General features: G+C 56.9%; 18 protein-coding genes and 1 pseudogene. 7 read left to right on the forward strand and 12 right to left on the reverse strand.

Annotated elements, in window-relative coordinates:
- Positions 1-66 precede the first annotated feature (66 nt).
- The 3 genes from FH061_RS11025 to FH061_RS11035 form a co-directional block, all read right to left on the reverse strand.
- The gene (locus tag FH061_RS11025; RefSeq protein WP_151635881.1) at positions 67-1047 is read right to left on the reverse strand and encodes a Bug family tripartite tricarboxylate transporter substrate binding protein; all 981 of its coding nucleotides are present in this window, start codon (positions 1045-1047) and stop codon (positions 67-69) included.
- A 173-nt stretch (positions 1048-1220) separates the two neighbouring features.
- Positions 1221-2315 (reverse strand): CaiB/BaiF CoA transferase family protein, encoded by a 1095-nt coding sequence (locus tag FH061_RS11030; protein ID WP_151635882.1) that lies wholly within the window; start codon positions 2313-2315, stop codon positions 1221-1223.
- Between the two features lie 282 nt (positions 2316-2597).
- The gene (locus FH061_RS11035) at positions 2598-3722 is read right to left on the reverse strand and encodes a porin (RefSeq protein WP_151635883.1); all 1125 of its coding nucleotides are present in this window, start codon (positions 3720-3722) and stop codon (positions 2598-2600) included.
- 99 nt (positions 3723-3821) lie between these two features.
- Between FH061_RS11035 and FH061_RS11040 the strand changes: the two genes are divergently transcribed.
- The 4 genes and pseudogenes from FH061_RS11040 to FH061_RS11055 all read left to right on the forward strand — a co-directional run bounded on the left by FH061_RS11040 (position 3822) and on the right by FH061_RS11055 (position 7511).
- Positions 3822-4754 (forward strand): LysR family transcriptional regulator, encoded by a 933-nt coding sequence (locus FH061_RS11040; RefSeq protein WP_151635884.1) that lies wholly within the window; start codon positions 3822-3824, stop codon positions 4752-4754.
- A gap of 192 nt (positions 4755-4946) precedes the next feature.
- Positions 4947-5162: pseudogene (locus tag FH061_RS11045) on the forward strand (IS6 family transposase); the annotation flags it as partial.
- Positions 5163-5202: 40 nt separating this feature from the next.
- Positions 5203-5940 (forward strand): IS6 family transposase, encoded by a 738-nt coding sequence (locus FH061_RS11050; protein WP_151635885.1) that lies wholly within the window; start codon positions 5203-5205, stop codon positions 5938-5940.
- 767 nt (positions 5941-6707) lie between these two features.
- Positions 6708-7511: a HEAT repeat domain-containing protein gene (locus FH061_RS11055; RefSeq protein WP_192805008.1), complete on the forward strand. Its 804-nt coding sequence runs from the start codon at positions 6708-6710 to the stop codon at positions 7509-7511.
- Between the two features lie 759 nt (positions 7512-8270).
- Here FH061_RS11055 and FH061_RS11060 read toward each other — a convergent pair.
- The 3 genes from FH061_RS11060 to FH061_RS11070 all read right to left on the reverse strand — a co-directional run bounded on the left by FH061_RS11060 (position 8271) and on the right by FH061_RS11070 (position 11156).
- Positions 8271-9047: an SDR family NAD(P)-dependent oxidoreductase gene (locus FH061_RS11060; RefSeq protein WP_151635887.1), complete on the reverse strand. Its 777-nt coding sequence runs from the start codon at positions 9045-9047 to the stop codon at positions 8271-8273.
- Positions 9048-9056: 9 nt separating this feature from the next.
- Positions 9057-9881 carry a glycoside hydrolase family 16 protein gene (locus FH061_RS11065; protein WP_151635888.1) on the reverse strand — a complete coding sequence of 275 codons (825 nt, stop codon included), beginning with the start codon at positions 9879-9881 and terminating at the stop codon, positions 9057-9059.
- 69 nt (positions 9882-9950) lie between these two features.
- Positions 9951-11156, reverse strand: a complete 1206-nt coding sequence (locus FH061_RS11070; RefSeq protein WP_151635889.1) for a sterol desaturase family protein — start codon at positions 11154-11156, stop codon at positions 9951-9953.
- 287 nt (positions 11157-11443) lie between these two features.
- Here FH061_RS11070 and FH061_RS11075 point away from each other — a divergent pair, with 287 nt between their 5' ends.
- Positions 11444-12406, forward strand: coding sequence for a TIGR03885 family FMN-dependent LLM class oxidoreductase (locus tag FH061_RS11075; protein WP_151635890.1), 963 nt, complete (start codon positions 11444-11446; stop codon positions 12404-12406).
- Between the two features lie 955 nt (positions 12407-13361).
- Here FH061_RS11075 and FH061_RS11080 read toward each other — a convergent pair.
- From FH061_RS11080 to FH061_RS11095, 4 genes are all read right to left on the reverse strand, one after another.
- Positions 13362-14570, reverse strand: a complete 1209-nt coding sequence (locus tag FH061_RS11080; RefSeq protein WP_192805009.1) for a sugar phosphate nucleotidyltransferase — start codon at positions 14568-14570, stop codon at positions 13362-13364.
- A gap of 385 nt (positions 14571-14955) precedes the next feature.
- Positions 14956-17391, reverse strand: coding sequence for a 1,4-alpha-glucan branching protein GlgB (gene glgB, locus FH061_RS11085; protein ID WP_151635891.1), 2436 nt, complete (start codon positions 17389-17391; stop codon positions 14956-14958).
- Between the two features lie 3 nt (positions 17392-17394).
- Positions 17395-18951, reverse strand: a complete 1557-nt coding sequence (gene glgA, locus FH061_RS11090) for a glycogen synthase GlgA (RefSeq protein ID WP_151635892.1) — start codon at positions 18949-18951, stop codon at positions 17395-17397.
- Between the two features lie 530 nt (positions 18952-19481).
- Entirely contained in the window at positions 19482-19691 is a 210-nt protein-coding gene (locus FH061_RS11095; RefSeq protein ID WP_151635893.1) for a hypothetical protein, read from the reverse strand.
- Positions 19692-20047: 356 nt separating this feature from the next.
- Here FH061_RS11095 and FH061_RS11100 point away from each other — a divergent pair, with 356 nt between their 5' ends.
- Positions 20048-20296: a hypothetical protein gene (locus FH061_RS11100; protein WP_151635894.1), complete on the forward strand. Its 249-nt coding sequence runs from the start codon at positions 20048-20050 to the stop codon at positions 20294-20296.
- A gap of 6 nt (positions 20297-20302) precedes the next feature.
- Here the strand turns inward: FH061_RS11100 and FH061_RS11105 are convergent, their stop codons facing one another.
- A complete protein-coding gene (locus tag FH061_RS11105; protein ID WP_151635895.1) occupies positions 20303-20596 on the reverse strand; it encodes a hypothetical protein in 294 nt (97 codons plus the stop codon).
- A gap of 266 nt (positions 20597-20862) precedes the next feature.
- Between FH061_RS11105 and FH061_RS11110 the strand changes: the two genes are divergently transcribed.
- A complete protein-coding gene (locus FH061_RS11110; RefSeq protein WP_151635896.1) occupies positions 20863-21147 on the forward strand; it encodes a hypothetical protein in 285 nt (94 codons plus the stop codon).
- Positions 21148-21268: 121 nt separating this feature from the next.
- On the opposite strand, the gene FH061_RS11115 is transcribed toward FH061_RS11110, so the two are convergent.
- Positions 21269-21475, reverse strand: coding sequence for a hypothetical protein (locus FH061_RS11115; RefSeq protein ID WP_151635897.1), 207 nt, complete (start codon positions 21473-21475; stop codon positions 21269-21271).
- Positions 21476-21553: the final 78 nt, after the last annotated feature.

Consider the following 21553-nt stretch of genomic DNA (forward strand, 5'->3'; position numbering starts at 1 on the left):
AGTCTCTGCCGCCGCGCAGCGATGGTTAAAGTTCGAGAATTCGCGAGCCTTCGAGCGAGCCCATACTTATTCCACTTTGAGGTTAAGTCGGCGGACAATCTTGCCGTATTCTTCATAATCGGCACGAACACGTTGTTCGAACTTGGCCGGATTTTCGCCAAGCACCTCAATTCCTAATCCGTCGAATCGAGTTCGGACTTCTTTTTCGGCCAGAACCTCGTTAATGTCCTTGCTGATCTTGCTAACCACCAATTCGGGCGTTCCTCGCGGAGCCATCACTCCCCTCCACGCACCGCTTGTAAAGCCACCGAGCTGTGATGCAAGTGTCGGGATCTCAGGAAAAGCCGTCAACGGTTTCTCCGAAGTCACACCAAGCGCACGCAGCTTACCCGATTTTATATGAGGCATGACGACGCTCACCCCTTCGCAGGCGACCTGAATGAGGCCACCCAACAGGTCGGCCATTATTGCACCTGCTCCTTTGTATGGAACATGCGTGACATTAAGCCCGTGCTTATCCCTGATCTGTTCCATGGTCAGGTGAGGCATCGTACCGCTGCCCGAAGAGCCGTAATTTAGTTTGCCCGGATGCCTTTTCGTGTAGTTAATGAGCTCAGTCATATTTCGGACAGGAACTTCTGGAGCTACAACGCAAACCATAGGCCCCTGTATCGCTAGATTCACAAACTCGAAATCCTTGAGTACATTAAAGCCAACCTTGGGGTAAAGGTGGGGATTGATAGCTATCGCCGCTACTGCTGTAAACAATAACGTTTGCCCATCTGGAGCGGCCTTTGCCACAGCGGCAGCACCTAAGTTGCCTGCCGCGCCCGGCCGGTTTTCAACCACCACCGGTTGCTTCCATTTCTCAGAAAGTCGCTGACTGATGGTACGTGCAATAGCATCTGCCGCGTTGCCGGCCGCATAGCTGACAATCAACGTGACCGGTCCTTTCGGATACTCACCCGGGTTGGCCTGAGTGGCGGAGGATGGCATAGCCAAGAGTACGGCCAAACCCGCCACAACGCTTTGAAACATGGTTTTCATAGAGTCTCCTGAAATTGAATCCGCGCAGACATTTGCTTTTTTAATCCGTGACTTGCTGGGACTTTTATAAACTCATAATCAGCACTTACGATGTCACTCCATCCGTTCAGCATATCAATAACGCAGCAGCAGTTGGTAACAGACAGATCGATATGCGCGGTACGTCAGCCAGCTTATCGTTGCAGAACCTGAAAGCCAAGGCCCGGCGATACGACCGAGACATCGCCCTCGCGCAGGCATCGCGTTGAAAGCCCACCGTTAGCCTTTCCTTCCGACACAAATTCCCCGAGCGTGCGTACCTTAGCGGCTGGCACATTTGCAGCGTTCAATGCCTCCTCAAGCGCCGCAGCATTTTGCTCCAACACATACTGCTGCAACCTTTCCTTGAAAAGAATTGAATTGGCGGCCCTGGCAAAAGTGCCGGGTTGAGATGCATCGAGCGGCGGGTTGAACACATCAGGATCAGACGCTAACTCTCCATGACCGAGCACATTAAGCAAGCTAATGACTTGCTTGGGTGTGTTGGCGCCCAGTGCAATCCAGCCGTCGCGGGTCTTGAAAGTGTCCGCAGCAGGACTACCCGAATAACCTTGGTTACCAACCCGTTTGGGCGATGTTCCTTCTGTTAAGGCAGTGCAAGCAAACGGATACATTAATTGCAATGCTGCAGATGTCATTGATACATCAAGCAGCATGCCTTCGCCGGTACGGTCGCGCTCGCGCAAAGCGCTGACGATGGCTAATGCCGCAATAATTCCCGCTGCTGCATCTACTACCGGAAATCCTGTTTTTATCGGAGGAGAGCCTTCCTCGCCACCAAGCATCATCATGCCGGTAATAGCCTGCACGATATGGTCATAGGCTGGGCGCTCCTGCCACTCGCCAGTCCGACCGTAACCTGAAATAGAGCAATATACTATGCGAGGGTTAACTGCCTTTACGTCAGCGAATCCCAAGCCATGTTTTTCGAGTACACCCGGTCGCAGGTTGTCTACGAAAACGTCTGCCGCGGCAGCATGCTTCATGGCTTCATCGCGCCCAGCGGGTGTGGATACATCGATGGAAACACATCGCTTTCCTGCATTTATATTGAGGAACGCTTTTGCCCCGCCTTCACTACGACGCATGACATCACCGCCGTTGGGATTCTCGATTTTAAGCACCTCCGCTCCCATCTGTGCCAGATAGAATGTCGAGAATGGGCCGGCGATGACGTGAGAGAAGTCGACGACCCTAATGTCGCGCAGCGGAGAAAATGAGGTGTCCATAAATTCCTTGAATTAGTATGTGAGAAGGTTGGCTCAGATTGTCGGTGTTCTGATCACAGAGCGAGATGGCGATTCTAAAAAATCCATGTTTTTCATTTCGCTTAACTACCGCTTTCCTTTAGGCCTGCAGCAAACAACCTCAATTTGACCTGACGAGCACATATGTGCGTCATCTATGCCGACTTGTGCAGGAAAACGTCCCGCAACCAAAGTCGGGCCGCGCAGCAAGTCTTTAACCGGACTTCGAGAACTTATGCCGTTGCGACGCAGGCCCTTATTGGGTCAAAAATTATGCCTTACGCCAAATCCAATCGAACGTCCATTGTCACCGCTGTTGGCGTCGATTGGAATCAGGTTGATGGAACTGGAACCACCCGCCGGATTATTTACATACAGCGCACGGGTATAAAGAACTGTGCGCTTGGATAAAGCGTAATCCCACCCCAGTGCCAGTGCATACGGATCCAGGGGACTATTGTCGACTGCACGTTTTACCACTTGCGCTCGAAGCGTATTGGTTGCATTGGCGTTCCAGACGACGGAGGCAAGATAGTGGCGTGCGTCACTAGTTCCAGGTGCGTTGCTTGAATCAGTCTCGATTGTCAAACCTAGTTGCACAGGACCGATTTTGTAGGTGCCACCGGCAAGATGAAAGGTGGTACGAGTCGGGGCGGCGACCGGTGCTGCTGCCGTACCCGCGTTTTGCACCTGGTAAGCATAATAAAGATACAACGGGCCGTTGGCATACATTAGGTTGGCGCCTAGATTTCTTCCGCTAGAAGAACCAGGAGCTTCACCGAGCCCGTAGGCAACCGTGCCGGAAAACCCGCCGATCGAGGGCGAACGATAAGCAACCATGTTATCAAATCGGCTGAGATATATTGCCTTAGCAGTACCTTGCCCTTCCCGAAGACCCATAAGATTCATCGGGGACACGTTCGAGTTGAGATTGAACGCGTCAGCCTTGACGAGGCCGTCAAAGCTAGGTGTATATTGCCGACCTAGCCGAATCGTGCCCCATCCTCCGCCAAGTTCTACCCATGCCGCTCGCCCAAACAAGCGATTGTTGCCGAAAAACTCGGTTCCGGTGTCCGCCGAGAAGCCGTTTTCGAGAAGGAATCCGGCATGATTGCCACTGCCCAGGTCTTCGGCGCCTTTAAATATCAGGCGCGAAGCCGCCATGTCGCCGTCACGTAAGCGTGTCTGGCTCTGTGAACCTTTTGCATAGTCGATTCCCAGATCGATGATCCCTGTTATCTGTACTGAACTTTGTGCATTCGCGATACCGGCGATCATGCTGCAGGCTAAGGTAAGGGCAAGTTTCTTCACTACTGTCTCCTTAAAACGCTTATGTAATTTTTGCTTGTTAATGGCTCTTTTGCCTTTAGTTGACTTGACCGGAATCATTTATCTCAGCAGCCAAGTACCGCATTCAGCATTCCATTCGAAGAAGAGTGTATTTTGATCTATGATTGGTGCATATTCATCTTTGCGAATCACCTGATAATGTCAGCTTATATAGAAACCAGTGACCTTTCTCGGTTTGACCATCTCAAGATCAGGCATTTGAAATTACTTGAACTGCTGCAAGAAACGGGTTCGTTCCGCCGTGCAGCCACATTGCTGTGTGTAACCCAGCCTGCGGTCACAACAATGGTGAGGGATCTTGAAAGGATGTTTGGCGCCCCGTTGGTTACACGCAGCCGTAGCGGAGCCATACTCACGGCTGCCGGGATTGAAGTACGTGAACGGCTGCGCGTTGCCATGAACGAAATCGACGCTGCACGACGCGCCGCCATAAATTCGGACAAGCCTCAAATTTTGCGCATCGGGGCACTGCCCGCTGCTCTGGTCGAACTTATTCCCGCTGCAATCCGTCGTCTCGATTTGGCGGGTAATTTACCCAGAATTTCCATTCACGAAGCCACCGTGGAAACGCTTTTGAATATGTTGGCGCGAGGAGAGCTTGATTGTGTTGTAGCGCGAATAGGAAGTGGCAATCTGTACGACAGGCATCTTTATCGATTTCATCATGATCTTATGGGAGAGGAATCCCTACATGTCATTTGCTGCATTAACCATCCCATCGCAAAAAAGAAGAAAGTGTCATTAAAGGACATTTCCCTGCTGCCTTGGGTGCTTCCACCAGTTGGATCGCTTACACGCGATACATTCGATGACATATTCATTCGTGCAGGATTACGTCCGCCATCTCCAATTATCGAATCGCATTTTTTCTACACTAATATCAATATTATTATGCGCACCAATATGCTTGCGGTGGCGCCTACGTCAGCAATTGAAAAATTTGGTCATATGATCCATGTATTGCCGGTGCGTTTTACCTATACGCCAGCGCCGATCGCATTAATCTATCGTCAAGAGAATGAACATCTGCCTACGGTACACGCCTTTCGAGACGCCATGAGGAAAAGCTAAACATGGCGACAAAAGGAACTTGACCTATACTGAACGAAAGGCTTGTTCTGCCCCACCGTGCAGTTTGGCAGCGGAAGTAAGGATATGGAGTGGTGATATTAGGTTGTGCCCAATTAATCGAAATAGGCTCAGGTCTGAGGTAGAGTGACGCTTTTGGATGTGGATCGAACCGCCATGTTGAACACCTAGGGAATGCGATTTCCGATCGATGTTATTCTGGTGTGCATTCGCTGGTATGCAGCTTACCCATCGATTTGCCAGCATCTGGAAGAGATGATGCAGGTGCGCGGCGTGCTGGTTAACCACTCATCGATCAACCGCTGGGCGTTTCGGTTCCTGCCATTCCTGGATGAGGTCTTCCGACAGCACGCGCAACCGGTTAGTCGAAGCTGGCGAATGGATGAGACGGCAATGTCACGTTAACGATGGATGCGGGTAAAGTCGGGCAATGAAGATATCCCAAGCCCTTTACCATCGCCATCGCTTCCCCGGTGCGGTCATCAGTTGCGCGGTGCGCTGGTATTTCCGTTTCCAGCTCAGCCTGCGGGATATCGAAGAGCTGCTGCTGGAGCGTGGCGTGATAGTCAGCTATGAGACGATCCGCCGGTGGTGCGACAAATTCGGCCAGCAGTTTGTCCATCGCGTCAAGCAGGTGCGCCCAGCACCTGGCTCGACCTGGCATTTGGATGAAGTCTTCGTCAAGATCGACGGGGAACCGTATTTGCTATGGCGTGCTGTCGATCAGCATGGGGCCGAGCTCGACATCCTGCTTCAGAAACGCCGCGACACCGCGGCCGCCAAACGCTTCTTCCAGCGGTTGCTGGCCCATTATCCGAATGGTCCACGCAAGATCATCACTGACCAGTTGCGCAGTTATCCCGCTGCGAAAGCAGACCTGCCCGCGCTTGCCGGCGTCAAGCATGTCTTTGTCAAAGCAGCAGCGCGGGTCAACAACCGTGCCGAGAACAGTCATCAGCCGACACGGGAACGCGAGCGGCGCATGAAGGGGTTCCGTTCACCGCAGCGCACCCAACGCTTTTTGTCGAGCTTTGGACCGATCCGACAATATTTCGCTCTCCATCGTCAACAACTCGGTGTCGCTCGTCATCGAAGTGAGCTCACCAGACGCTTCGCTGTCTGGCATGACCTCACCGGCGTCACCCGAAATCCGTCTACTCCGTTCTGAGTAGGGGTCGACCAGCTCTCTCCTCGCTTCCGCTACGTTAAGTTGACAGTGCCGTTTGAACATTACAATGATCGGCATCCTCACAGTGCACTGAAGTATCGTTCACCACGAGAACTTCACCGCAATACTCACTCATCGACCATAGTGTGAAGCGGTGTCCGGTAGTGCGGGGTCAAATCCACCGCTTCGACCTTGAACCCTTCCGTGTACTGCCGTCTCGGTACCGACTTCTCGTCCGTCAATTCCTTCATGCGAACAGACAATAACCAAACTTCCTGCCGTACGTGAGATCGGGGCAAAGCCAGTTCGGCATTGTTGATTATTTACCGTCGCCAAGCCCGGCATCGGGACCAGCATGTGCAATGGAAGCAGGCCAATTGCACATGCAAGTTTTCCGTCCTTAAGGTTTTCAGCAAGTTGCCGGAAAAGGCAGCACAACCCGGCACATTGGAATTGAATTCGGATGGCATTCAACGTGGTTTATCCCGCACTTATCTAAAAATCAAATAGTGGATTTGCCATTGGCGAGGAATGACGGTGATAAGCTCATCGTCATGACCAGCCCTCCTAGCTTAAAACAGTGGATGTTTTCCCTGACAGCCATTTCCGCCATATTCGCGGCCGGTTATGGCTTGGGCAGAAACACTCCGAACCTCGCAGCCGATGCGGCTCCTGCGGCCTGTCCGTCGACGGCACAGGCGGGAACGATGTATTCCAATCCATGGTCCGGAGGATTGCCAGATCCGGTTGCTTCAGCACCAGCGCCCGTGGCGAGCCCGCCCGTGCCTGCGGCGGCCGCCGACCCGCTTGCCGCGCTCATTGCCCTGCCCGCCGATACGGATGCATCCGAACGGGAGCGTCTGCTCTCACGCCTGGGCAGCGCCATGGCGAGCGATGCCGGGCTGCGGCGACGTGCTGTCGCCGCTTATCTGAAGGGAGTTGCAGGCCCGGCTGCCGAGATGCTGGAAATGGCGCTGAGTGCGGCTGGCACCCCTGAACTCGAGAAAGAGCTTGTTGACTCCACGCGTGCGAATCATCCCGTGCCCGAGCGCCTGGCCAGCTTGCGGCTGCTGGGAGCCGTTGGCCTGAAGTCGCAGGAAGATCGTTCCATGCTGCTGGAGTCGCTGCGGAACGGCTCGGCAAGCGAGCCGCAGCTGGTTGCCGCCACCTTGTCCGCCTTGTCGCCGCACGGCCCTATCTCCACATCGGAGCAGGCCACCGTGACAGCGACGCTGTCCACCTATCTGCAATCGCCGGACGCCATCGTGCGCCAGCAGGCGATCGATGCGTACGTAGCCTGGGCGCCAAGGGAAGCGGGTACCGTGCAGCTGTTGAAAAACGCCGCACTGGATCCCGATCCCGAAGTCCGCTCGGCCGCCGTCTCCGCCATGGCGGTGGCCGCCGGCAACAGCGCCGATGTGCAGCCGGTCTTGATGGCGCGCATGCTCGACGAGCGGGAAGCGATTGCGGTGCGCAAGGCAGCGGCCTCCACGCTCGGCACCTTCCCCATGGATTCGGCGGCGATGTCGGCCTATGCCGCCTTCAGCGCGGCTCACATGCGAGAACCTTAACGAACATTAACGAACCTTAAGAGAAAGCCCAACGACGTACCGGCGTTGGGTAGAGTAGGCAGGGGCTGATTACGTAGCGCCCTGCCTTTTACAATCTTGACTATCTGTTATAAATCGTGGGGCTTTTAAGAATGAAGCGTTCACCCGAGTATAGGGCGGCATAGTAGTATCTATAACGTCTCGCAGGTTTGGTGACGGAAATCATTTCACCGGAGTGCAGCACCTTGTCCCTGGCACTTCTTCCGATCTCCTTATAGCAACGAACGTATGAGGTACATTCATAAATGCGAAGCGTCGCATTCGGTAGACCATTGCCAAGATTGTTTTTATCGCGTGACGCAACAGCTGCAGCCGAAGTAATCGGGATGCCAAGGCATACTTTGTACGGACTCACCTTATCACTGCACCTTGTGGGCGCGACCGCAAATGCCGCCGATGCGGCCGAAATTAATCCCAGTGTCAACACTACATTGAAACACCTCATTATATGACTCCTTCACAGTAACTTAATGAATGCTTCCGTCTTTCATCTTTCGAATGTCAGTCAATATTTGATCTTCGTGCTCCGTCACCTCCTTTACAGGTCTTGCTCGTCATGAGCTTTTTAAACGAACGGGCAGCGCGCGAACGGGCAGCGCCGGTCGCCGTACGAGCACAGCTTGCGAACAGGTGGCAAGAACGCAAAGACACGCACTACCAATGACAAAGGGCTCGCCGCAACTTGCCGCCATGTACGGCCCGTCCACTCACCCCGTCCACTCACACCGCCGTCCAGCCGCCATCTACCTTCAACGTCGTCCCGGTAATCAATGATGCCGCTCCGGAAGCAAGGAACAACACCGGCCAGGATATTTCGGTGGTGTTGCCCACCCTGCCCAGCGGAATGCGCTTGATGACACTGTCCAGGAACTCCGGATCATCCAGCCATTTGCGCGTGCCATCGGTGCTGACGAACGTCGGCGCGACCGCATTGACGCGGATGTTGGCGGGAGCCCATTCCACCGCGAGACAGCGCGTCATGTGCACCATGGCGGCCTTCGTCATACAATAAACGGATTCATCACGCAGCGCGACTAGTCCGGCCTGAGACGCGATGTTGACGATCGCACCCGGCCGCATCTCCGCGATCAACCGGCGGGCGACTGCCTGCGCAGTAAAGAAGGCGGCTTTCACGTTCAATTCGAACATGCTGTCAAACGCCTCGGGCGAGACCTCCAGCGCGGCGGCGGGCAAGCTGTGGCCGGCATTGTTGACCAGCACCGTCACCAGACCCAGTTCGGCTTCCACCTCCGCAACGGCATTTTCAATGGAAGCTGTATCCTGCATGTCCATCGCGACCGCCATTGCTTTCATTCCCTGCTCGCGCAAGCCTGTTGCAACTTCCTTTCCCGCCTCCAGGTTGCGGCAGCCGATCGCCACGGAAGCGCCGGCGGCGGCCAGCGCCTGGACGCATTCGTGTCCAATCCCGCGCGTGGCCGCGGTCACCAGCGCTACCTCGCCATGCAGCGAAATTCTCGTCCCTTCGGGTTTCAACATCGCTCCCTCCTAACGGTATCCATCAACAGGCTGATATGCCCGCACATAGTCCACCACGAAGTTCTTCGGGTAAGGCGAGGCTTCTCCTGCGGCCTGGCGCAGGGTTTCCTTCGGCCTTTCATAGATTCCCAGCATGAACTGCATCGGATAGTCCGGCGATTGATGCACCGTGCGAATCAACTGGTTGTCGACGAAAAAATCAATGTGCGTCGGCGTCCATTCGGCGGCGTAGACATGGAATTCGGAGATATCGATGGGCAGCTCGACTTCGCGGAAGTCGTCCTTGATCCGCAGATCGCCGAAGGGATGCACGCCGACGCCGATCTTCGATGATTCCGCTGTCACATGCTTGCCGAAGATTTCGCAGATGCAGATCTCCGAGGAATTTTCAGGCGCATCCTCGTAACCGATCATCCAGAGCGCCACATGGTTGCCAGGCGTCTTGACGCCCTTGAGCCTGGTTTCAAAATAGCCGTAGGTCGGCGTGTAGATGGCGCGATTTTCCTGCACCTCGCGCACGATGCTCTCCCGGTTGAACCGGTGCTGTCCCCGGGTGCTGCCCAGCGGCCCCGAGAACACACCTGTCTGCAGGGAAGATACGCGCACATCGCCGTCATATTCCGGGCACCAGGCTTGCTGATCCGCTTCGATGCTCAGTACCAGATGCCCGCTCTCGAAACGGGCGTTCGCGGCAGCCTGGCGCGCGGAGGACCATTGCGGCAGATGGCTGCAAATCCATTTGCTCTCGTCTACCGACTCGCCGTCGAATTCATCATGGAACTCCAGCCGGTAACCTGGTTTTTCGAGGGGGTTTGCGGGAAACGCTTTATGCATGAAGGTGTTCTCTCCTTTCGTGTTTCATTGATGAGCTTATCCGCGGCCTTTCGGCGCGCGATACGGATGTCAGCGTTCTGTCTGCAGCGGCACCGGCGGCTTGTAGGATGCATGTCCGAAAAGGATGGCCGGCCAGTAGCGCAGCTTGTTTGAACCAAGTTCTTTCAACATCAGAATCCATGGGCGGAAAAGAAACCGCAACGGCGTGCGGCAGTAGTCCGCCGTGTCGCTGAAGAGGCCGGTCCGCGGCAACACTTGCGGCGGTTCGACATAGGTGCCGAACAGGCGGTCCCAGAGCGTGGTCCTCGCGCCAAAGTTGCATCCGTCCGAAATGTTGTGGCGCTCTTCCCGGGAATGATGCGTGTAATGCACCGCAGGTGTCACAAGCACCTTGCGGAAGTGCCTGAGAAATGGAAGCTTCGTCTCCAGGTAGTAGAGCGCTACCGAGTGGGAAGGATCGGTCCAGGTATCAAAGACGATGATGGCAATCAGCGCCCAGCCGCTGTCGCGAATATCCAGCGAAAACAGCTTGGTCACGAGCGGCAGGAAAAGCAGAACGAAGACCTTGCCGCCGGCAGTATCGAGAATGAGGGACTGGGGATCGACCGCCTGCGTGAGTTGGCAAAGTTCGCGATTGCGATGATGGTTGATGTGCCCCAGATACCAGAAGAACCGGATCTTGTGGCTGAAACGGTGAGACCAGTAGAAGCAGAAATCGCCCAGAAGACAGGCAAGTATCAGCGCCACCGCACCGTCGAAATGAACCAGGGTAGGAACATGATCGAGCAGCGCCATGTACCCTTCCAGCCATGAAGCGACAAGAGGATTCGTGAATGTGAAGACGACCGTCAGCAGGAATACGCCGTTGACGGCCGCCGTATTGATCATTCCCTCCCAGTCAAACGGGCGGCCCGTGATCTTGCGGTACATCGCGAGATCGAGAAGTGCAATCACCAGGCCGAAGAGGGTGCGGCAGATTGCCGCCGTGATCAGGATCGATGCGATGGACGGTCCCAGGTCCGCCAGCACGACCGCCTTGACGTTGTAGAACACGACCAGTGACTTTTGCGCGAGGGCATCGCGCAAACCGAGGCCGCCGTGGTGATAAGCCAGTTCCAGAAGTAACGCCGCTGTTGAAATGAGACACAAGGCAAGGATTTGCAACCTGCCGCCATGTAGCGATATTTCTTTATCCCAGAACCATCGCTTGAGCCAGAACAGGGAGCGTAGCGGATTATAAAGCAGTGCCTCACTACCGGCAGTCTTGTCGGTCATGATGAATTCCCCTTATAAAGTGCGAAAGGCTCCTCCGACTGCCTTGATGACGGTTCTAATGACCGCCGCTTCGGATCACGGCAATGTTGAGAGGATCTTAAACCACAGCGAAGATTTTTAATATAGTTACTGTAGTTTTATTACTTTTATTTTTCGATCGGTTGGGGTGTTGGGTAAATCATTTTGTCGAAACCTTCTTGGGATTCCAAACGACAAGCTGATTTCAAAGCGGGCACGCCGCTCGGACTTTGCTGTCTACCTTCGTGTTGTTCAACGGAAGATTCGCCATGGCACGTATCGGATATCACTGCTCGCACGAGCAATACCCTCCCTCGCAACTGCTGCGCAATGCAAAGCTCGCCGCGCAGGCGGGCTTTCGAACGGCAATGTGCTCCGATCATTTCCATCCCTGGAGCGAACAGCAGGGACAGAGCGGATTCACCTGGTCGTGGCTTGGCGCGGCGCTGGAAGGCACGCCGATGTCGTTCGGCACCGTATGTGCGCCGGGCCAGCGCTATCATCCCGCAATCATTGCGCAGGCCGCCGCTACCCTGGCCGAGATGCATGCGGACCGCTTCTGGGTGGCGGTCGGCAGCGGCGAGGCGCTCAATGAAAGCATCACCGGAGAGCCCTGGATATCCAAGCCGCAGCGGCGCGAGCGCATGAGGGAATGCATCGACATCATGCGCTCGCTATGGGCCGGCGAAACGGTGACCCACAGCGGACAGGTGTCGGTGCGCAATGCCCGGCTCTATTCACGTCCTGCGCATCCGCCGCTGATTCATGCGGCCTGCCTGACGCCAGAAACGGCGGAATGGGCAGGCAGCTGGGCTGATGGCATGATCACCGTCTCGCAGGAGCATGCGCAGATGCAGGAAGTGGTGAGCGCGTTCCGGAGCGGCGGCGGGGCCGGCAAGCCGGTGTATCTGCAGGTGGTGCTGAGCCATGCTGCCAGCGATGAGGAAGCGCTGCACGCTGCGACGACGCAATGGCGGCAGGCGGCGCTCGACAAGACGCTGCTGGCCGATCTCGACACGCCGGCCGCGTTCGATCGTGCGACCGCGCAACTGACGCCGCAGGATATCGCAGGCAGCGTGCGTATTTCCGCGAGCGCGGAACAGCATCTGGACTGGCTGATGAAGGATGCGGAGCTTGGCTTCGACACCCTGTTCGTTCACAACGTGCATCGGGATCAGGAAGCCTTCGTTGCGGCTTTCGCGGAAAAGGTGCTTCCGCATTTTGAACGGTAGAGCGGGGCGGGCTTGGAGGCACCACGGTAGGCCTGAGGTTCAACCATCGTTATACGGGAAACGGTTTTCCCCTAGCTTGTCTTGCGGAGGGAAGGCTGAAGCTCGCAAGTCCGGTCATGCAGGAGGAGTAAGCGCGAGGCGCAAGCGGGATTGTCAAGGCCGCAGGAGCTCTTGCGGCCGCCCTCATCCCCGGCCCTTCTCCCGCTTGCGGGAGAAGGGGGTTTATGGCGAGTGCAAGGGAAATCGGGAAGACGATCTGGAGTGAAAGGCTCCCCTCTCCTGCAAGCGGGAGAGGGGTTGGGGTGAGGGATGCAGTCGGGACAGCGGTGTATATGGCAGGTCTCTCATCCATCCCCGTTCAGTTCACCATAAGCCGGCAAGCGCGAACGTAGTGGTGTGAGTTAAAAATTTGTTGGTCAAATGATGGACGAGAATCACGCCGATACTGCGTCAACAATGCGCGCAACGATTGGCAAAGGCGCGGCCTTGCTGTGCTTGTTTCCTTGTCTCGCCATGATTTCGCCACATTTGCCTTCACCGAATTTCCAACTCACACTACCAGAGCGGATTGCAGGTGAGTGTGCAGTCGCCTGCACTCCGCTCTAAGGTTCACGATTACCGCCCGCGGATCATGCGCCGGCAAAGAGTCCTCATACCAATTCCGCATCTCTCCATGCCATGAGACCGAGCCTTTTCAGCATGGCTGCGCGACGCTCGTCATCCATTGTTCATAGCGCCGCCCTGGATTGCTCGCATCCGTTGCCTGCCGAAGAAAATCTATCGATCTCGCTCGGCATGCGATGACGCAGGATTGGTATGTGGGAAAAGGAAATTCAGCAGGCGCCGGGAGAAAATCGGCGCCGCGGTAGGGAAAGAGGTTGCAGTGCACGGCACCGGACGATGCCGTGCATCAGCGCGGCAAGCCTGGACGATCCAGGGCTTGCCTGTCCACAGCTCAGGGCGCGTACGACATCGCGACGTTCTCTGCCGTGGCCAGCACGCCGACCGGCGCATTGATGTCCTCGATGTCTTCGTCGCTGTCCTTCGTGCGGCGAGCAAGCCTGCGGTCGCGCGCATTGTTGAGGCCGGCGTCTTCATTGTCGGACAGACGCATCATGTTGCCCTTGCGGTCGACGCTGTAGTCGCCGCAGACAATCACTTCTTCCAGTTCGGTGCCCGGCAGTACGCGGGTGTATTCGAACAGGATGCTGCGCACCACTTCGGCGCCTGCGCAGACATGGCTGCCGTGGCCGATCCATGTCGGTCCGATGATGGTGCTGCCCGCCTCGATATGGCAGCCGGCGCCGATATAGACCGGACCTTCGATGGTGGTGCCTTCCCATTCGATACGGGTATTGAGGCCGACCCAGATGCCGTCACGAATTTGGGCTCCGGGCACTTCCAGTTGCGGGACATCGCCGGTGAGGAGGCTTTGCAGCACACCCCAGTAGTCGGTGACGCTGCCGATGTCGAGCCATTCGAATTCCTGCTTCTGGGCAAAGAAAGGCAAGCCCTTCTCCGCCATCAGCGGGAACAGTTGCGAACCGATGTCGAAATTCTCGCCGGAAGGAATCAGGTCGATGGCTTCCGGCTCGAAAATATAGATGCCGGTGCTGGCCAGGTTGGAGAGCGCATCCTCGCGCTTCGGCTTTTCCTGGAACTTGATGATGCGGCCGTCGTCGTCGCTGACGACAACGCCATAGTCGGAAACCTTGTCCCAGGGCACTTCGCGCGTGATGACGCTGGCCATCGCGCCCTTGCGCTTGTGTTCCGCGACCGCCGCCTGGATATCGAGGTCGATCAAGGCATCGCCGCACAGCACGATGGTGGTGTCGTCAAAGAATCTGCCGAACTCCTGTATTTTTTTCATGCCGCCGGCGGAGCCGAGCGCCTCGGGAACGACTTCGCCGTTCCCGTCGACATAGCCTTCGAACGAATAGCCAATACGTACGCCGAAGCGGCTGCCTTCACCGAAATAACTCTCGATTTTTTCATGCAGGTAACTGACGTTGACCATGATGTCCTTGACGCCGCACTTTGCAAGGTGCTCCACGATGTAGGCCATGACCGGCTTGCCCAGGATAGGGATCATCGGCTTGGGCAGGTCGTATGTGAGAGGACGTACGCGAGTGCCTTTGCCGGCAGCGAGAATCATTGCTTTCATATGTATTTAGCCTTGAATAATTGTCCGGATACGCAATGAATGCGCAGGACTTAAGGAGAACACGTGTCGCCTTCGAAGAGCTTGAACAATCTCAAGCTATGATGCGTTAAGGCAACCTTAAATCACTGCAGTTTCATTCCATTCAGGCGCATAGAGAATGAAGCGTCTCTTAGCGTTTCGTATAGACGCAAGATTAATGCCCAGACCACAATCAGGGACGGTAGTTCCCTTGCGACATCAGATCGCATTGTCCATCCTTCCCGCGCAGGGACTGCTTGAACTGGGTTCGGAGCAGCAGCTTGCAACAATATCGATTATTTAGAACATGCGTATGCGATTGCATCATGTTTTGCGTTGACAGCCATCAAACCAATCAGCAGGCGAGTTAATCCTCAAGCTGCAGGACGACGGTCGCCAGCGGCGGCAAGGTCAGCACGAGAGAGGAAGGAAAGCCGTGGCTGAGATGGTCCCCTGCAACGGCACTGCCGAAATTGCCGGTGTTGCTGCCGCCATAGCAGTGCGCGTCCGTATTGAGAACCTCGCGCCAGCGTAGACCTGCCCGGTCACCGGGAACGCCAATCCTATAGGCATGCCGCGGCAGCGGTGTGAAATTGCACACGACCAGCAAAGGCGGGACATCGCTCCCCACGCTGTGCCGCAGGTAGGCAAATACGCTGTTGTCGGCATCGTCGCCGACGACCCATTGAAAGCCTTGCGCATGAGCATCGCTATCGTGCAGCGGCGGTGCGCTGCGGTAGAGACGGTTGAGATCGCCGACCAGGTCGCGAATGCCGCTGTGCGCAGGGTCATTGAGCAATGCCCATTGCAGCTCGGCGTCGTGATTCCATTCGTGCCGCTGACCGAACTCGCTGCCCATGAACAGCAGCTTCTTGCCGGGATGGGTCCACATGAATCCAAGGAAGGCACGCAGGTTAGCGCGCTGCTGCCATGCGTCGCCCGGCATCTTGCCGAGCAGCGAGCCCTTGCCGTGCACGACTTCATCATGCGAGATCGCCAGCACGAAGCGTTCGCTGAATGCATAGCAGAGCCCGAAGCTCAGATCACCATGATGGTAGCGCCGGTGAACTGGTTCGCGCTGCATGTATTGCAGGCAGTCATGCATCCAGCCCATGTTCCACTTGAAGGAGAATCCGAGACCGCCCTCCTCCTCCGGCGCGCTGACACCCGGCCATGCGGTGGACTCTTCGGCAATAACCATCGCTCCAGGGCAACGCTCGGCCACCACCCGGTTCAGCAGGCGCAGGAAGGCGATAGCCTCCAGATTTTCCCGTCCGCCATGGCGATTGGGAATCCATTCGCCTTGCTTGCGGCTGTAATCACGGTAGAGCATCGATGACACCGCATCAACCCGCAAGCCGTCGATGTGATATCGCTCCAGCCATTCCAGCGCGCTGGCGATGAGGAAACCGGACACTTCATTGCGGCCGAGGTTGTAGATCAGCGTGTTCCAGTCCTGATGAAAGCCTTCACGCGGATCGGCATGCTCGTACAGGGTGCCGCCGTCAAAGCAGGCGAGCCCGTGCGCATCCGCCGGGAAATGCGCCGGCACCCAGTCGAGAATCACCCCAAGTCCCGCCTGATGGCAGCGGTCCACGAAGGCCGCGAAGGCCTGCGGCGAACCGAAGCGTGCGCTGGGCGCGAATTGCGACAGCGGCTGGTATCCCCATGATCCGCCGAACGGATGCTCCATGATGGGCAGCAGCTCGATATGCGTGAAGCCGCATTCCAGCACATACGGAATCAGGCGCTCGCCCAGTTCCTGCCAATCGACGGTGCCATGCGGGTTCCCGGCGGAGCTGTTCACGGACTCCGCCTGCGGCGGACCGTTCCAGCCATCCGGCCGCCGCCACGAAGCGGCATGCACTTCATAGATCGAGATCGGCGCGTTCGCGGATTGGCGGGCGGCACGCTCGCGCATCCAGGCGGCATCATTCCAGCAGTGATCGAGAGGCGCGCAGATCATCGATGCGGAGTCCGGCGGCAGGCTGGTCGCACGGGCTGCCGGATCGGCCTTTTGCGGCAGCAGCCTGCCGTCGGCCGCCAGAATTTCATAACGGTAGCGTTCCCCTGCGCCAAGCCGGGGAATGAAGATTTCCCATATGCCGGCTTCATGTCTGAAGCGCATGGGATGACGGCGCCCGTCCCAGTGATTGAAGTCGCCCGCGACCGACACCCGGGATGCATTCGGGGCCCACACCGCAAAGCGCGTTCCCTCGATGCCGTCCACCGTCGTCGGCAAGGCGCCGAGGCAATCGGGGGCCTGCCAATGCAGGCCCTGCGCGACGAGCTGCAGTTCGGCGTTGCTCAACAGCAGGCCGAAGGCATAGGGGTCTTCCGTGATCTGGATGATCGTGCCGCCCGAACCGTCAGGCCAGATGATCCGCAGACGGTATTTCGGCGGCCCGCCGCGATTGCGCTCATCTCCGCTGCGCAGGTCGAGGATGCCCGAGAACAGTCCGCCACCGCTCAGCGGCGCCAGCGTGGCCAGCACCTGCGCGGCACCGTCGCCTGCCGCGGCTTCGAGCACATCCACCCTGAGCGCGCCGGGCTGAAACGTCCTGACGACGAACACGCCCTCCTGCGGGAGCGCATGAAGACCGTAAAGAGAAAACGCATCGTCCAGACTGCCGCGGTGAGCGGCATCGATCGCCTGCGGATCGAAGACCAATGGATCGATCCATCCGGCAGGCGGCCGGATGGCGAGGTTTTCCGTGGAGCCTGAAAGGCTGGCGGAGGCGGTGCCTGTTGCTGCGTGGTCGTCGTCCGGCGAATGAGATTGTCGTCTTGCTGCCTGTCCCATGCGTTATGCCGTCATGTATTCCGGCATGGCTGCGACTTCGGCGGCTTCTTCGTTTTCAGGCAGCGTGACGGCGGTATTGCGCTTGTCGAACAGCGTCCGCGCCTCGGCCGGGGCGATGTCGCGATAAACGCCGATGTACTGCTCCGCCGGTCCCGACCAGGAAAAATCGGCCGACATCGCATTGCGCTGCATGAGATGCCATTCGTTCGGACGCGCGTACAGCTCGAAGGCGCGGCTGATCGCGGCCACCATGTCCTGCGCCTCTTCGCCGTCGAACAGGATGCCGCTGGCATCTTCCGGCACGGCACCTTCGAGGCCGGCGTCGACGATCGAATCGATCATGCCGCCGACGCGGGAGGCGATCGGCAATGTGCCGTAGCGCATCGAATACAGCGGCGTCAGGCCGAAGGGCTCGAAACGGGTGCCGTGCAGCAGCATGTCGGCGCCCGCGTGCAGAGCATGGGCGCGGCGTTCGTCATAGCCGATATGAACGGCGACGCGTCCCGGGAAACGCTCTGTCATTTCCAAGAAGGCCTGTTCATAGGCATGATCGCCGCGGCCAAGCACGATCAGCTGCGCGCGCGGGAAATCTTCCAGCACCTGGGGCAACGCCTCGACGGCGACATCCGCCATCTTCTGATGAGTAATGCGGCTGCCGACCGCCAGCACGGGCGCAAACGGATCGATCGGCAGGCCGAACAGCTGCTGCAGATCGCGCTTGCAGCCGCTCTTGCCGCGCATGTCGTTCAGCGAGAAATGACGCACCGTCAGCGGGTCACGCGCAGGGTCCCAGGCGCCGGTATCGACGCCGTTGGGTATCGCCACCAGTATGTCCCTGCGCGCATTGAGCAGGCCGTCGAATCCATGGCCGAAGCGCGGCGTCAGGATTTCGTTCGCATAGGAGCGGCTTACCGTGGAAATGCGGTCGGCATGCAGGATGCCGGCCTTGAGAAAACTTATCTTGCCCCAGAACTCGAACTGTTCCGGTGTCAGCATGGCATCGGGGATACGCAATTCGGTAGCGGCGCTCATTGCAAAGTTGCCCTGGAAGGCAAGATTGTGAATGGTCAGCAGCGTTCCCACGTCGGAGATGCCTCTCATGCGCAGCAATGCGGGTATCAACCCGGCATGCCAGTCATTGGCATGCACCACATGCGGCAACGGCACGTCGGTTTCGCCTGCGCAGATGCTGACCGCCGCATGCGCCAGCGATCCGAAGCACAGCGCATTGTCATCGAATTCCGCGCCGTTTTCATCAACATAGGGATTGGCGGTGCGCCGGTCGAAACGTTCACTTTTCAGCAGTACGACAGGAACATCGCTTCCGGGCATGGTGCCCTGGAGAATGATACCTGGGCCTCCCGGCAATTGCGGTAACGTTCCCGCCTGTTTCAGATTGCAGGCATGTTCGATCGCGGCCGGATACCCGGGCATCATGACCGCAGCATCGACCCCCTGCTGGCGCAACGCTTGCGCCAATGCCGTAATGACGTCGGCGAGTCCGCCGGTTTTGACGAGAGGTACGGCTTCCGATGTCACAAGTAGGACGCGTGCGGTCAAAGTGAATGCTCCTGGGATTGTTTTGATGTTGATGCCGGTAAATGCATCAAGCCTCGGTATTCGACTATGAAGCGTTACATCTTGTTGCATGACGCAACGCAAAAATATTCGCGTTCGCACCCGAATTTTTGTTCTTGATTAAGAACAGTGCGACAGCGGTGAAACAATAAATCCACCACACGCTTTTACTATTGCGTAAAGTCAACTTTGTTGCGTTGCTACATGAGCTCGATGCATCAAAGGTGAATTGTTAAAGATGTTTAATAATTCTAAGAGATACCGAATTGCATCACTTCGACTGCACTTATCAAGTCGGCAACGCGACAGTGTAAGACGGAGAGAAGAGGCGCGGAAGGTAGGAGAAGGCGGGCAGACCGGGCAAATGTGAAAGCCGATGCGGAGTGTAACAGGGAGACAGGAAATCGATAAGGAGTGCAGCGTTTTCGAACAAGTCTACAAGGCTACTACAAGGCCACAAACTGGCTGTCGTGAGGGGAGCACGCTGCGCACTCCCTGTCACGGCACGAGGATCAAACCACAAGCGTGGCGCGGTCAGGCAGTACATGCAGCAGCTTGTCGACGCTCGCCTGCATTTCCATTTTGTATTCCACGCGTGCCATGCGGACGAGATTGAGCAGCGACTGGCGCAGCATATATTTCTCGCGTTCCGACGCGTCTGCGCCGAGGGTGACATCTACCAGGTTTTCAATAGTTGCTGCAGTATTAAGGACGGTTTGCATGTGAGCCCGAACAAATGAAGTGAACTAAGGAGACCTCAGTATGGCGGCTTCCAGACCGGCATACTTGATCATGCGCAAGATTTAATCGGAATCGTCCTACATGCAACAAGGACAATGCTTACGCCCGGATTTCTTGCATATCCCATAAATGTTCGATACCAGAACAATAATGCGGCGCACCATTTTCCTCATCGGGATTGTCATTAAGACAATTTACGAGATCAGATGTCTGCGAGGGGTCTTTTCATACCCATGCCTGTAGGACAAACTCCTTCCCATGAATATGGCTTCTCCCGTACCGGAAAAATGGATTTAATGCATAAAAGAAATCATGCAGAGAGGAATCGGCGCAGCCCATGAAAGACAAGCATATCGTCGCCGTCGCAGAAGCGATCCGCTACCATCTTTATCGCTGGCCCGATGCAAGCGGCACTTCTGCGGAAATCGGCCGGACATGGCTGCCTGCGGCCGGCGTGGTGGAACATGAAATCCTACTTGCCGCGCTCGCCCAGCTTGAGGCGCAAGGCTTCATCGAGCGCCATCTTTCCAACAATGAATTCGTCTGGCAACTGCGCCGCGGCGGCGGCGACGGAAGCCCGGCCTGATGCAACTCAGCGGCGGAAGCGCCCGCCGCCATGCCCATGCCTCCACCCATGATGGTGGTGACGGCCGCCGCGGCCACCCCAATAATTGAATCCGAAACTGAATCGTACGGGCGGACCGATATACACCGGCGGAGCTGCATAGACAGGCGCGACAGGCACCGCGTAGCCGGTTGCCGGAGCCGAGTATAGTGGCGTGCCGCCGTAGCCATCATAATAGCTTCCTTGCACGCCGTCGTAGGCCGGCACGGCCACGCATCCCGACAGCGTGGCGGCCAGCAGAAGCAAAGAGTATCGAATCATGTTTTCCTCCGGAAGCGGCGGACTTCCATCAAAGCACATCGCTTCATTGCGGCAGCGCTGCCATCGCGCTGCTGATCGACCATGCCGTCAGGCGCACGCGCCACATACGCATGCGGCACGCGCTGCTCTTGATTCAGACCATTTCCCTGCGGCGAATGTTCCGTGTCCCTCGGCGGCCGGCACTTGTGCCGTGCCCTGCGATCCAACACGGATCATGCCCATCGCTTGTGCAGGGTCAAACACCACGGCATGAGGCGTCTTAATGTATGGATGAATACGAATTGCAGGTCGCACCTCCGCCGAGCCCATTCGAATGCATCTCGCGCGCATGGGGGGTGCATTGCACCTCCATGTCATTGCAGCGGTCACTGTTTATGCCAACTATCAATCAGCCGAAGGATGCCAAGGAAAAGGTCAGGGAATACCTTGAGCGGCGCCATGCCGAGCGACGTATCAATGAACGCACGCCGCTGCATGGGCCAGAAGAAATTCGGAAGGAAATCGGCTGGGATCAGGTTGAGCGCCGCAAGAACGACAGACGGGAACGTTGATTGCCGCAATGGACATGCGGGCAGCATTCCGCAGGGGAATCTCACTACAGCTTCATTCGCCGGTCGCCAGTCGCGATCGAGCTTCGATCCTTCTGGCAACCAGGCTTGCTACCTTGGGCTTTCAGCCGTGCGTCCCGCCTTCCATTCCGGTTTGAGCCGGTACCGGTTCCTGAGGCTGCGCCTCGGTGCCGGAACTGCTCATGCCGCTGACGTCCGATGGCAGCTGCTTGTCCTGTCCCATTTCGGGGAAGAAAAGAATTACGGAACTGAAGAGGACGACGACTGCGAAAGCAGTCAGGTACTCAAAGATTTGCTGGGTGGCTTTCATATGTAGCTTAATTGATAACGATGATGCCACTGTAACGGGCATGCCGGGGCCGCGGATTGAGGCATGTTAAGCCGATGT

The sequence above is a fragment of the Noviherbaspirillum aerium genome (assembly GCF_008929045.1).
Classification (GTDB): Bacteria; Pseudomonadota; Gammaproteobacteria; order Burkholderiales; family Burkholderiaceae_D; genus Noviherbaspirillum; species Noviherbaspirillum aerium.